Annotated in this window: 7 protein-coding genes, 1 other RNA gene and 1 riboswitch; of the genes, 2 read left to right on the top strand and 6 right to left on the bottom strand. The window is 49.4% G+C overall.

Going from position 1 to position 13,126, the window contains the following annotated elements:
* The first annotated feature begins 11 nt into the window (after nt 1-11).
* A complete protein-coding gene (locus NFR28_RS07950) occupies nt 12-1,631 on the top strand; it encodes an amidohydrolase (RefSeq protein ID WP_251179273.1) in 1,620 nt (539 codons plus the stop codon).
* On the opposite strand, the gene thiD is transcribed toward NFR28_RS07950, so the two are convergent.
* The 4 genes from thiD to NFR28_RS07930 form a co-directional block, all read right to left on the bottom strand.
* Nucleotides 1,622-2,407 (bottom strand): bifunctional hydroxymethylpyrimidine kinase/phosphomethylpyrimidine kinase, encoded by a 786-nt coding sequence (gene thiD / locus NFR28_RS07945; protein ID WP_251179272.1) that lies wholly within the window; start codon nt 2,405-2,407, stop codon nt 1,622-1,624. The two genes, NFR28_RS07950 and thiD, sit on opposite strands and share 10 nt — an antisense overlap.
* Before the next feature lie 15 nt (nt 2,408-2,422).
* Nucleotides 2,423-3,115: a thiamine phosphate synthase gene (thiE, locus tag NFR28_RS07940; RefSeq protein WP_251179271.1), complete on the bottom strand. Its 693-nt coding sequence runs from the start codon at nt 3,113-3,115 to the stop codon at nt 2,423-2,425.
* A 19-nt stretch (nt 3,116-3,134) separates the two neighbouring features.
* Nucleotides 3,135-4,502, bottom strand: coding sequence for a phosphomethylpyrimidine synthase ThiC (thiC, locus tag NFR28_RS07935; RefSeq protein ID WP_251179270.1), 1,368 nt, complete (start codon nt 4,500-4,502; stop codon nt 3,135-3,137).
* A riboswitch (TPP riboswitch) is annotated at nt 4,492-4,613 on the bottom strand. Its footprint overlaps the gene before it by 11 nt.
* A 3-nt stretch (nt 4,614-4,616) precedes the next feature.
* Nucleotides 4,617-5,240 carry a thiamine diphosphokinase gene (locus tag NFR28_RS07930; RefSeq protein WP_120360567.1) on the bottom strand — a complete coding sequence of 208 codons (624 nt, stop codon included), beginning with the start codon at nt 5,238-5,240 and terminating at the stop codon, nt 4,617-4,619.
* A 68-nt stretch (nt 5,241-5,308) separates the two neighbouring features.
* Here NFR28_RS07930 and rnpB point away from each other — a divergent pair.
* An RNA gene (gene rnpB, locus NFR28_RS07925) (RNase P RNA component class A) lies at nt 5,309-5,647 on the top strand.
* Nucleotides 5,648-5,778: 131 nt separating this feature from the next.
* On the opposite strand, the gene NFR28_RS07920 is transcribed toward rnpB, so the two are convergent.
* Nucleotides 5,779-11,838, bottom strand: coding sequence for a DUF11 domain-containing protein (locus tag NFR28_RS07920; RefSeq protein ID WP_251179269.1), 6,060 nt, complete (start codon nt 11,836-11,838; stop codon nt 5,779-5,781).
* A 494-nt stretch (nt 11,839-12,332) separates the two neighbouring features.
* Nucleotides 12,333-13,109, bottom strand: a complete 777-nt coding sequence (locus NFR28_RS07915) for a DivIVA domain-containing protein (protein WP_251179268.1) — start codon at nt 13,107-13,109, stop codon at nt 12,333-12,335.
* Between the last annotated feature and the right edge of the window lie 17 nt (nt 13,110-13,126).

Genomic DNA, 13,126 nt, shown 5'->3' with positions numbered 1-13,126 from the left:
AAAGGACTGTCATGGCTTGCACCAAACTCATCACATCGACACAGGTATTTACCGGCGCCGATGACACATCTCGCCCACTTACTATTGCCATTGAGGACGACCGCATCCTTGAAGTAGGAGAGCCTACTACTCTGCGCGAGGCCTATCCTGACGCTGAAGAGCTTGATTTCGGGGACGCATTTATTTGTGCAGGTTTTCACGACTCTCACCTCCACTTTTTTCACTCAGCGGTATATTCCTCTCCCCTTGCAACCACGTTTCTCGGAGAAAACGAAGCTGACTGCGTAGCACGCATGCAAGAGCTCGCGCGACTTCGCCCTGAGGGCTGGCTGCTGGCGCAAGGTTGGCGCGAGTATCGCTGGGATCCGCCGGTGTTGCCAAGTAAGCATTCGCTGGATGCAGCATTTCCCGATCGTCCCGTAGCGCTCTATTCCGGCGATGCTCACACGTTGTGGCTCAACTCATATGCGCTTAGCGAACTGGGCATCACGCATGATAGCGTTGCGCCCGAAGGCGGAAGCTATGATAGAGACGAAGCCGGTGAGCTGACAGGCATTGTGCGCGAAGCTGCCGCTATGGAGCTTATGCCCACGATTATGAATGCCTTTTCTGATGACGAAATTGCCGCAGCTTACACAGGCTTTTTTGCTCGGTTGGCTCAAAATGGCATCACCAGTGTTTGTGACATGTCCCTGATGGCAAGCCCTGGCCTTGACTTTATTCGCGACGATATTCACGCGCGCCTTCTTCGCGAAGGAAAACTAACTGCTCGCGTGCATATGTTCCCAACGCTGCTTGATGACATGAGCCGCTTTGAGACTATGCGCGCTACCTATACCAACCCGCGCCTGCAAACACCAGGCTTCAAGCAGTTTTTTGATGGCGTATCTTCGCAACATACTGCTTGGGTTAAAGAGCCCTATTCGAATGCCACAACGCCTGATGATTGCGGCAGACCCACCGTCGACCCCGCCATTATGCGTGAGCGCGTATTAGCGGCAGCACGCGAAGGCTATCCCGTGCGCATTCACACCATTGGTGATGAGGCAATTCATGTTGCGCTCGATATCTTCCAAGAGGCGCAAGACGCCTACGGCAAACTGCCTGATGGCGAGCACAATTGCCTCGAACACCTGGAAAATTTCCAACCTGATGATATTGCTCGCGTGGCTCAACTAGACGTTGTTGCTGCCGTGCAACCACCACACATGACGCTTGATCCAGGCGGTCCTGAGGCTGATTTGGGCGAGGATCGCGTGCCTTTCATGTGGCCATTCAAGACACTGCTTGCCGATGGTGCAACGCTTGCATTTGGCACCGATTCTCCGGTTGTTGATGTCAACTCTATGGATGTGATTTATTCGGCCGCCACGCGTCAAGACCCGACAACGCATCTGCCCAAAGGCGGCTGGTTGCCCCCAGAGCGCATCAGCCGCGCTGATACATTGCGCGCCTACACAATAGGCTCTGCAGCTGCAGCAGGGCGCGCATCTGAGCTCGGAACGCTTGAAGCTGGTAAATTTGCCGACTTAGTAGTGTTAGACACCAATCTTTTAACGTGCGCCGATGAGGACATTCAACGCACGTCAGTTCTCAGTACTATAGTTGATGGCGAAGTGGTTTATTCGTAAGCCCACATATGATCAAGCGGGCCTGAGCCGCGTCCAAGGTTAAGGCCCGCTGCAAGTGCCCCGCGCACAAATTCCTTTGCTTGACCAACTGCCTCTTCGACAGACAATCCCCGTGCCAAACCACACGCAATTGCACTTGAAAGCGTACATCCCGTTCCGTGGGTATTATCAGTTGCAATATGAGGCGCCCTATACCAGCGCACGGTTTCGTCGGGCAACACGAGCACATCATCAGCGGTATCAGCTAAATGACCACCCTTGATAAGCACCGCGGCATTTACCTGCTTCGCTAAAACGCATGCAGCATGCTCCATTTCAGCTTCAGTAGTTATCGGCCCGCCCATCAAAGCTTCAGCTTCAGGAAGATTAGGCGTAATCACATCAGCAAGCGGAAAGAGAAGGCGAACCAAAGCTGACTGGGCGCCCTCATCAATAAGACGAGCTCCGCTTGTTGCCACCATCACAGGATCAACCACAATATTGCTCGCATTATGTGCGCGCAAACCTTGAGCTATGGCTTCGATAATCTCAACTTGAGAAACCATGCCGATCTTAACCGCTTGCGGCACGATGTCTTCAAACACCGCACCAATTTGCTCGGTCACAAATTCGGGGGCAACATTTAAAACATCACGCACGCCAAGGGTGTTTTGTGCCGTCAGCGCAGTAATAACCGTCTCCGCAAAAAGCTTGTGGGCAGCAATAGTTTTAATGTCAGCTTGAATACCTGCGCCACCGCTTGAGTCAGAACCTGCAATGCTTAAAACCGCTTTCACAACAACCCCTCAAGCCTACTCGTTTGCTGGTGCGGACGCGGTTGTATCTTCGCCGTCCCCAAACGTTTCGTCTGCGATTTTGCGCAGCTTTCGGGTAGCAGCCTCAATGTCATCAGCCGCAAAAATTGCTGATACAAGCGCAACGCCGTCTGCCCCACTGCCTTTAAGCGTGGCAAGGTTTTCTGCGTTCACGCCTCCAATTGCCACCACCGGAATATCCACTGCTTCGCAAATTTTGCGCAGCCCGTCAACGCCGATTACCTGCGCATCCTCTTTGGTTGACGTAGGATAAATGCCACCAACGCCAATATAGTCGGCTCCTGCGGCTTGTGCAGCAAGCGCCTCTTCTACCGTGCCAGCAGAAACGCCAATAATGGCATCATCACCTAAGGTTTTGCGTGCTTTTTCGCACGCCATATCAGATTGGCCTACATGCACACCATCAGCGCCAACAATTTTTGCAAGTTCGACATCGTCATCAATCACAAAAGGAATGCGTGCCTCACGCGCCAGAGGCAACAAAACCCGCGCACGTAATTCAATCTCGGCGCGCGGTGCTTCCTTTTCGCGCAACTGCAAAAACGTGATGCCGCCCTTGATGGCCTCTTCCACGCACGCCGTGAGCGTGCGCTCGCCTACCCATGCGCGATCGGTCACCGCATATAGCTCCAAAGATTTCGCCAACTCATCTTTTGTCATGTTCGCCATGCTTGTCACCCTTTCACGCCTACTGCGTATCGAGATCAATTGCTAACCCATCCATAATAGTATTTACGGTGCGCATTGCACACATTTTGCCGCACATCGTACACGTACCGTCATGTGCAGGTGGCGCGCTATCGAAATACGTTCGAGCTTTCACCGGGTCAAGAGCTAAGTCAAACATCTCATCCCAGGCCACACGTCTACGCGCGTCACTCATGCGATTGTCGCGCTCCCTGGCACCCGGAAGCCCGCGGGCAATATCTGCTGCATGCGCAGCAATAAGCGTTGCCACCAATCCTTCGCGCACGTCGTTAACATCGGGCAAACGAAGATGCTCTGCAGGGGTGACATAGCATAAAAAGTTTGCGCCCGATGAGGCCGCCAAAGCCCCACCAATTGCAGCGGTAATATGATCGTAACCAGGAGCAATGTCAGCCACCAAAGGACCGAGCACATAAAATGGCGCACCATGACACAGCAGCTTTTCCATCTTCATGTTGGCTTCAATCTCATCAAGAGCCATATGCCCCGGACCTTCAACCATCACCTGCACGCCCTTATCCCAGGCGCGCTTGGTAAGCTTGCCGATTTCTATAAGCTCTGCAATCTGCGATGCATCCGAAGCGTCATAGGTAGACCCTGGTCGCATTGCATCACCCAGCGATATGGTGACGTCATGTTCGTGGAGAATCTCAAGGATTTCATCATAAAACTCGTAGAAGGGGTTTTCGCGCCCGGTTGCCTCCATCCAAGCAAAAATGAGCGACCCGCCACGACTCACGATATTGGTCAGGCGACCCGTTTCGCGAAAAGACTCCAGCACACGGCGGTTCATGCCCGCATGAATAGTGACAAAATCAACGCCGTCTTTTGCATGCGTGCGCACAACCTCTAAATAATCTTCAGGCGTGATGGCGATGAGTGCTTTTTCTAAGTAGCCGATAGCATCATACATTGGTACGGTGCCAATCATGGCTGGTGAACACTCAATGAGCTCACGGCGAAATGCTTGCGTCTTGCCGCTATTGGAAAGATCCATGATGGCATGCGCCCCAAGCTCAAGCGCAACCTCAACCTTTTGCCATTCCACATCGGCATCTGCCATATCACCAGAAATCCCCAGATTAACGTTCACTTTTGTGGTGAGCCCATCACCTACGCCAACGGGTACAAGTGAGCTATGATGAATATTTGCCGGTATTGCAATTTGGCCTGTTGCAACCCCTTGTCGAATGACGTCAGGATCAAGGTTTTCATGCTGCGCAACATGCTTCATTTGCTCTGTTACGATACCTGCACGCGCAAAGTCTATCTGAGTGACCAGGTGCTTTTCTGATTCGTTTCGCAATTGAGTTTGTGATTGCTGGTTTGATGCGTGCGTTTGCGCCATATGCGCTCCCTTCGTTGGCATTATCCACATCAGGTTTTACGGGTCGAAGCATATAAGGTGCTTCCTCTCAGCCTGGCCTGCTCTTTGCTCCAAGCTCCCCGGTATTTCGCCTCATTATAACGGATAGAACACCAGCAGCGTTCCAGACTCCACTCCAATGGTTGCTGGCTGCCCTATGAGTTCATTTGAAACTCCGCGCGAAGTTCTGTTAGTGAGATCCTCATCATCAAGCGAGTATTTCATGCCTGTTTCTATGACGCCGTGCGAACAATCACTGAGCGAAAACACCGAAACAGTGCCCGTGTCTGCATCAAGCTCTAAGACATCAGGGCCGGTGAGACAACGCAGCGCCTCAGATTGTCCAACTGCAGTAACATACTGCCCCTCTTCGGAGAAGCGAGCGAAAAGCTGGATATTGGCAATGGTGTGATCAAGTCTGTTGCCCAGCGCGCCATATACCACCACCTCTTCATAATTTAGTGCGAAAGCACGCTTTAATGCTAACTCTAAATCTGAAGCATCTTTGTCCGATGGATAGCGAGAAACACGCCCACATTTTGGCACATACCCAAGCGAGTCAAAATCACCAAGCGCCATATCGGGTTTGATGGATAATTCTTCAAGGTGTGCAAAACCGCCATCAACTGCGATGATATAGTCAAACATGCCCGCCTCATAGCGCGCTTTGAAATCTGCAGCGTTAAATTCCGATGCTGCCACCAAAACACAAACTCCCATACCTGCCAGCACCCTTTCTTAAAGGTTGTATCGTGAATGAGGTGTCTGTCTGCTAGAATAGCACACTGCGAGTGGGCCAAGCGATCGCGCGCGAAAGCGTGAGGAAAGTCCGGGCTCCAAAGGGCAGGATGCCAGCTAACGGCTGGGCGGGGCGACCCGACGGAAAGTGCCACAGAAAAGAAAACTCCCCTGTTATCAGGAGATAAGCTGAAACGGTGCGGTAAAAGCGCACCAGCACAACGGTAACGTTGTGGCTTGGTAAACCCCATCCGGAGCAAGCGCTCATAGGAACGCCATACGGCTGCCCTTCCGTGCGTTCGGGTTGCGTGCTAGAGATGTGTGGCGACATGCATTCGAGATAAATGATCGCTCAACGACAGAACCCGGCTTATAGACCCACTCGCTTCCCTATTTCAATACTGCCTGCTACACGCAATAAAAACAGAAGGACTGCAACAAATGCTGCAGTCCTTCTTTCATAATGCGCATACTCCCTCATCAACCAAGACGAGGTTTCTGCGTACCTCGTAGCTTGGTTTTAGTGCTTGCGAGCCGAATACTTGCTCCGACGACGCGCAAACACAAGCATGACAAGAGCCAACGCCACAACCATAAGCGCTCCACCTACAATGAGACCAAGACTATCGCCTGTTTGCGCTAATTTCAGTCCCTTAGGAAGCGGCTGCAGATCATCTCCACCCGCATTTGCTCCTGAGACAGAGTCACCCTTCCCAACACCAAAGCCTTCTTCGTAAGCAGGATTATCGCGAATCTCACCGCTAAAGCCCTCAGGGAAGGCAGCACCTGACTTGGACAATGTGTCACCATTGCGCTGATAGAAAGCATCCCAGCCGTCGCCCGGATCAAAGCGATGTCCCAACTCGGGCATGCCTGAAGATTCGTCACCCTTCAGAACGGGCAACGGGATATCATACGCCGGCGAACCATAAGCGTATCCAACATTTGCGATATCGCCTGTAAGTGCATCCGGGGTCACAATGGCATCAAACTCAAGCGAAACCTGCTCACCGCCACGAACGTTACCTGCATATACTGCAATGTTGCCATTTGCCTGGGAGTAAGCCTCATCAGGGCAATCTATGGTTTTGCCATCAGCAAGCGTGAGTTTCATAGAGCCAGCAACAGGATTGAGACCTGACGGAAGCCTGTCTTCCAGAATAACGTCATACCACATCGTATGGGCACCATCAGTATTAGCAAGTGTCACAACATAGTGAATAACGTCACCCACATAAACCGATCCATCTTTACGCTCGGTTTTGTTTACTGCGGTCTTGGTAGTGATGAGTTTATCTTTGTCGGGCACTCCCGGGTACACTTCGTCAATAGGTGTTGAAGGCGTCTCAATAGGATCAATCACCTCTTCAGGATCTCCGCCAAATATATCTTTGATCTCATCTTGCTTCTCTTTATCAATGTCTTCCCAAGTCTTGTCATGATCTTCGGGATTATAAGGACCAACCGGAGTAGGCTCGCGATCAATCACAACTGGACCGTCAGGATTATCTGGATCAGGCTTTACAACAGTTGAAGGAAGTGTTCCATAGGCATACGCCTTATTAGAAGGCACATCAATGCCAGTAGCCGCAACAGGAGTCACCACACAATCAAAGGTGATTGTTGCCGTAGAAACACCAGGTAAATCCCCAATGCAAAAACCAATCGTTGCGTCTTCGGCGCTAAAATCAACGTCGAAATTGGTATACGTTTTGCCATAAGCATCGGTAATCTGAGCACTTCCCGGAACATACGCTACCCCTTCTGGCAGCGGATCCTTGATTAGTACGTCATACCAAGAGGAACCTTGATGTGTGTTTGTTGCACTAATCGTAAAGCGGATGGTATCACCAACAAGAGCAATGTTTTTGTTGACACGATTCTCAAAACCGGCTGTGACATTCTGAGCCGACTTATCCAGCTTAATGTCGCCACCAATGGGGTTGCCTTCTTCGTCCTCACCTGAAGGTCGAGGATCAGGATCAGCAGGCACCACTAATACATCATGGTCATCGCGATCATCTGGGTCAGGAGTTTCAGGACGCATGTCATCAGTAATAGGAACGGTAACTATTACCTCTTCAATGGTAGGCTCGCCACCCGTCGGATCTGGACGCAGAATAGTGACTGGGATGTCTACATGGTCTGCTTCGGGATCTTCTTCAAGCTTCTTTTTGATTTGCTCATCAAGCTCTTTCGCAATATCGTCTGGGGTCTCTGGATCATCCTTATCACCAAACGATATGATGCGATCCCCCTCTTGAATAGGATTCTTGGGTGTTGTACTTGGATCATCAGGATCGGTCGGATCAGATGGACGCGACGGATCATCAGGATGCGGAACCTTCGCATCTCCGAAAGGTGTATCGGGAGCAACGGGACCTACAGGCACTCCAGGCTCTTTCGGCAGCGTCGGGCTGCTTGGATCATCAGGATCAGACGGTTTCGGGGTCTCTTCAATCAGATCTCCACCCAAAATGTCTTTTGCTGTATCAGGATCAGGTACGATAGGCTTCGGCTCTTGCGGATGGGTATCCGGCCACGTAGGATCTACGTCATCAGAGACAGCCTCAACGGACAGACCTTCTGCCGGAATTCGATCGTCCCATGAAAACTTATCTGGATTTACACCATAAATACCAGAAACTTTTGAGTTGGATGTGAAGTCAGCTGCACCGTGATCTGGATCAAACAGATCAGAATTGACAGTTACATCAAGTTTAAACTTATATGACTCATTACCAAACAGCGTGGGCAGGCCATCAAAAATAACTTTACCATCCTCAATATGGTATGACGGATTCTCAATCTCATTGCCCGCAGGATCAACTACTGTTACCCCTTTAAAGGTGGTGTCACCAGGGATAGCAATCTCGTATACTGGATTAATGCACGCTGAATCGCGTGTGGTATTCGTTGCTGTTGCGGTATAGCGAATGGTATCACCAGGACGCACCGTGCCATCTGTACGCGAGGAAACGTACGCTGTCTCGGTGATAGTGAGTTCTGGCTTCTTCGCTAAATCAGGGAAAACATATATGTCAAAACTCTTCGTTACTGACGCATAGGCGCCCGTGCCTTTGATAGTTGCTGTAATAGTGGTTTTACCTGCTGAAAGGACGCGTGCTACCGCACCAACACCATAGTCAGTTTTACCTTCGATATATTCGCGATCGGTCATATAGCTATTTGGCTCAATCTGAATTACCGCAGGATTTGAGCTCTCAAAAACGATATTACCAATGGAATTCGTTTGCACATACAAAGGGAACCAGTCTTGACGAGATTCAGTCACTGCTCCGGTTTCTTCGTCAACAACATCGCGGAATGACCCCACGTCGGTAAATTCTTCTTTACCTTGAGCATTACCATCAGCGTCCGTCCAGTCGCGCTCAGTTGTATCGTTAAGCTTAAGCTTTGCGTCATTGGCTGCCTTGTCGGCATCGTCTAAGCCTTCGCCATTGGGAATGTATCCTGTGTTAACTTCGTTATAGAGCTTAAAGTCAGGAGTAGCCAGCTCAATTTCAATAGGCGAAACCGATGTTGTAGACTCGTAATAATTTACATAGCTAGAATCGGTATACGCAGGAGCCAAACCTGCAACACCCGCCTGTGTTGCCTCGGCATCTTCTTCAACCGCAGGTGAGTCTTCTGAAGTAGGATCATCAGCCAAAGCTGCGGTATCCTCTTCAATTTCATCACGCGAAATAGCCTTGTTGTGAATTGAGAGATACTCAACATATACCTTATGCTGGTTTCCTTCATCGGACTTATCTTCAAGACCAAAAGCCTCCAGCTGTCCACGCGTCAGATTAAAGTAAGCAATTGAATGTGTGCGACCATTATTATCTGTAGCCGTCCAAGCTTGAGTGTATTTAGCGTCCGCTAAATTGTCTTTAGTAAGCTCAATAACACCACCTAAGCGCTCCGGTACCGCACGACCATCAATGTAGAGTTGCAAATGCCCTGTTGGCGCAGCGCATTTCGTACTTGACATGGTTTTGCCATTAACGGTATCACCAAAGGGGAACACGTCCGAAGCTATATCCACTGGAACAATCAGATGGTTGTTGGTAGCCGTATTGAAGTTGCCGGCATTTTCATCCTGCATCCACGTTGGGCTTGTGTACTCCTTGATAACTTCATTACCATCAGCATCTGTCGTCTTTATGCGAACCGGATCAATAACATCCCAGGTAGTCTTTGAAGTTACCGGTTTAATAGTAGCTTGACCCGTAGCATTGTGCCCCCAATAGGTTTGCGCGAAAACCGAGTCATCTCGATATTGCGTAGAACGCACTTCGATGTCATACAAACCGGCATCTGCAGGCGTGTCTGCTGACGTGACACCCGATGCAACAGCATCGCCAAACTCGCTCACCTGTTGATAGAAATATTCAACGGTGTCGTTTTTGTCCAGCTTTCCACCTGCCGGATTATCAACCAAGATAGGGTTAGTAACCAAATCAACCTTTTTCAAAGATTCGCCGTCATAGTATTTAGTCCAGTTCTCTTCAATGAACTCATCTTTAAGCTTGAAGTTCTCCCATTCCTTTACAAAGGTGTCTTGACCGGGCTTTGAAGAACCTTGCGGAAGATTTGTATTTGATGTGACCAGCTTGCTACCAACATAATATGAGAAACTTGCGTCAATCTGACTTGAATCATTGATTCCCTCTCGGAGCCACAAGTATAGATGTCCATCATTTAAGCGTGACGGAGCGCCATAGAGTGGATCTGGTTTGAAGCGGTCAACAAGAAGTGTCCACGTTTCAAGATTTGCATTGTAATCAGGCTCTACACCATGACTGTTTGCCATTGCTTCAATTTTGGGTGAAACATTAATGGTCAACATGCCAACTTTGGTTTTGTGGTCAAGATCACCATACGCCTTACCATCGTTATCGTTGCCTTGGAAGCGGGTGCAATAAACTGAGCCACCTGTAATTACTACATAGCCATAGAGACCGCCTATTTCCAAAAAGTCACCATTGCCACCCCAATGAGGCAACAGCGTACCGCCGGTAATCAAGATTGTTTTGCCGCCATTGTTACCACCGCAACCTTGACCAAACGCATTTGAATGCCATGCACCATGCGCTTCAATAAAGCCACCATTAATGGTGATGTCACCAGCAATAGTATGGTTGACATTGCGCGAAACAATAGCATCAGGAAGCGGATATGATGGTTGATTGCCTCTAGACATGCCGCCTACATAAGTACAACCGCCACCAATTGCTGCACCATGGTAAGAAGCATATGCATCTACGATGCCTCCGTTAAAAACCGTGACCGTAGAGCCACCTGCATGACCACCACCAATACCGCAGCCAGCGCCGTTTTCACCCCATGAATTATTACCAGCAGGACCATTTGCTCTTGTAGTAATGACACCACCATTGAAGGTCATCTCACCTGAGTTTTCTACCGGACCTCCGCCAATAGCGGCAGAGCGAATGCCACCGAACGCATTCAAAATACCTGCATTATGACTTTCGAGATTTGAAAGCGACGTCTCAAGATCCTTGCCGTCACCCGTTGAAGTTGCCTGCACGCCATCGCGATTAATATAGGTAACACCACCAGGAATAAGTCCATCTTTAGGTGTAATTGGATTACCATTGATGTCTACATTACGAACCGCGTCATCAATGGTAAGGACAGAGCCCTCACCACAACGAAGTGCAGGGAATTGGTAAGATATATGAGAACCACCTGATGAAACGCTTGAAAAATAATTACTTTGCAAGGTATTAGTAGTTCCGTCAGCAAGCGTGATGTGAACAGTTGTTTTATCAGCTACATCGTCACCCGTTATCTCAGTAGTCAAATTTCCACTGCGATGACTATTGGTCACGATATTAAAAGGCATATAGCTTGTGATATTGACACCTTCAAACGTGATATCAGCTTTCACACCAGCTTCCACGCGAACCGAAGTACCTACCGCTGTTGCCACGCCACTCGTGTTTTTGATTCGATACGTGCCATTCTTCTTGATGACAATAGAGGGAATGGTGACAGAAAAACTTCCACTACAGGGAAGATTGCGCCCATTGTCCCAATAGGCATCGTAATTCTCAGTCTCAACGCGGCCAACCGAAGTACTCACAACATTTTCAAGTGCATAGTCAACTCCTGCGGTACCACCCGCAATAGAAAGACCGTTGTAGTCGGTATATCCTGCAGCATCCGTTTGAGGAACAACCCCTTCGACCTCTGATTGCACTGCAAGAGCCGTAGCGGTGGTCAGCGTCAGGTTTGTTATTGGCGTCAGAGCAGTTACGCCAGACTCTGCAGCTTGCTCATCGTCGGTCTCAGGTTGCACGGCAACCACTTCATGCTGCAAAACCTGATCAGCGTTATCCGCATCAAGAGATTGCTCATCTGAAACAGCAACCTCCCGCCCTTCTGCAGACACAGTTTCATCCGTCGCAAGTTGTTCTTGCTCAACAGCAGCTGTTTGTTCTTCGCCATATGCCAAAAGCCCCACATTTGGCATCATGAGCCCGCATGCCAACACAACTGCAAGTAAGCTTTGTGTTAGTGCTCTTGTTTTTGTTGATCGCACCTTCATATATCTGCTCCTCGTTTCCATGAAACGTTTCTCCTGTGCTTGCAAATTGGCTTTGCGTCTGAGCGCTTCAAAACACGCTTAAACGCACGTAAGGCTCTAGTAACTCCTAAGTTGTTACTGAGCCATAATCTAATCGTTGCCAATTTGACAACATTATACGTTTGTCGCCGATACGACTCAAGTGCTAGGGATCAATGAATGGGCGAATATAACGGATAATCTGGTAAAAGCTAACTCCCTCGCGCTGATTTGGATGCAGGCCAGAATAGCCTTAGTCGAGTACTTTTCTCGTCAAAGTTTGGTGTTTTATTGCATGTTTTATCACCAGTAGCGTGATGCGAGGTGGTGACGTGGCACGAGGTGGTGACGTGATGTAAGCAACAGCAAAAGAGCCGACCTTAAGGCCGGCTCTTAGTTAATTATTTTATGCGTGACTAAAAATATAACCGCTTGATCTCTCAAGCATCGCTTAATTGCGAATTCTTGCTATCTCCTTAGTCAATCTCTTCAAACTCAAAGTCATCATCAGCGTCGCCAAAGCCTGAAAGGTCTTTTTCAACGCCTGATGGAACAACAGTTGCAGCTGCAGCAACAGCGCCCGTTGAAGAGATGGGCGTAGAATAGCTTGCAACGGTTGCTTCTACCTCAATGGGAGCTTGCACAGAAGATGCAGCATGGCTTCCTGCCTTTACTGATGAAGCGAAGCTGCTTGCCTCAGCTGGTGCAGTCTCTCCGATTTCTGCCAACTTGCGCGTTGCATCACCAATAAAGTCAGTAAGCAGATCTTTGTATGCCTCACGAGCATCCTCGCGATCATCCTCAAGCTTCTTGATAGCATCAAGCACCTTCTGCTTGTCTGCTTCTGCTTTATCAACAATGCGACGAGCCTCGTCCTCTGCTTCTTTGATAGTAGTAGCTGCACGAACATTGGCATTTGAAATAATTTCATCAGCAGAACGCTGAGCAATGATGAGTGCCTGAGCAATAGCGTTGTCGTCTGCCTTCTTTGCTTCAAGCTGGCTCTCAAGGTCAGCAATGCGAGCATCTTTTTCGGTTACCAGGTCGCTCTCCGAAGCAGCTGAAGCTGCCGGGCGATCAAAGCCATCAAACTTGCTCTCGTCCAATTTGCCCTGCAAATATACGATCTCATTGTTCAGACCATCAATCTCGTCTGCCACGTGCTCGAGGAATACGTCAACCTCGTCAACATCATATCCTTTGCGGTCAATGGAAAAGCTTTGGTTGTGAATTTCTTCTGACGTGATAGCCATCTGTATTCCCTTCGTCT

The sequence above is a fragment of the Adlercreutzia agrestimuris genome (assembly GCF_943193125.1).
Lineage (GTDB): Bacteria > Actinomycetota > Coriobacteriia > Coriobacteriales > Eggerthellaceae > Xiamenia > Xiamenia agrestimuris.
Note: the sequence above shows the minus strand (reverse complement) of the source record. Positions and strands in the feature narration are given on the sequence as shown.

Bases quoted from the DNA above. Each gene is read 5' to 3' on its own strand.
- NFR28_RS07930 (WP_120360567.1), bottom strand. From the start codon at position 5,240: ATGGGAGTTTGTGTTTTGGTGGCAGCATCGGAATTTAACGCTGCAGAT.
- NFR28_RS07915 (WP_251179268.1), bottom strand. From the start codon at position 13,109: ATGGCTATCACGTCAGAAGAAATTCACAACCAAAGCTTTTCCATTGAC.
- NFR28_RS07920 (WP_251179269.1), bottom strand. From the start codon at position 11,838: ATGAAGGTGCGATCAACAAAAACAAGAGCACTAACACAAAGCTTACTT.
- thiE (WP_251179271.1), bottom strand. From the start codon at position 3,115: ATGGCGAACATGACAAAAGATGAGTTGGCGAAATCTTTGGAGCTATAT.
- NFR28_RS07950 (WP_251179273.1), top strand. From the start codon at position 12: ATGGCTTGCACCAAACTCATCACATCGACACAGGTATTTACCGGCGCC.
- thiC (WP_251179270.1), bottom strand. From the start codon at position 4,502: ATGGCGCAAACGCACGCATCAAACCAGCAATCACAAACTCAATTGCGA.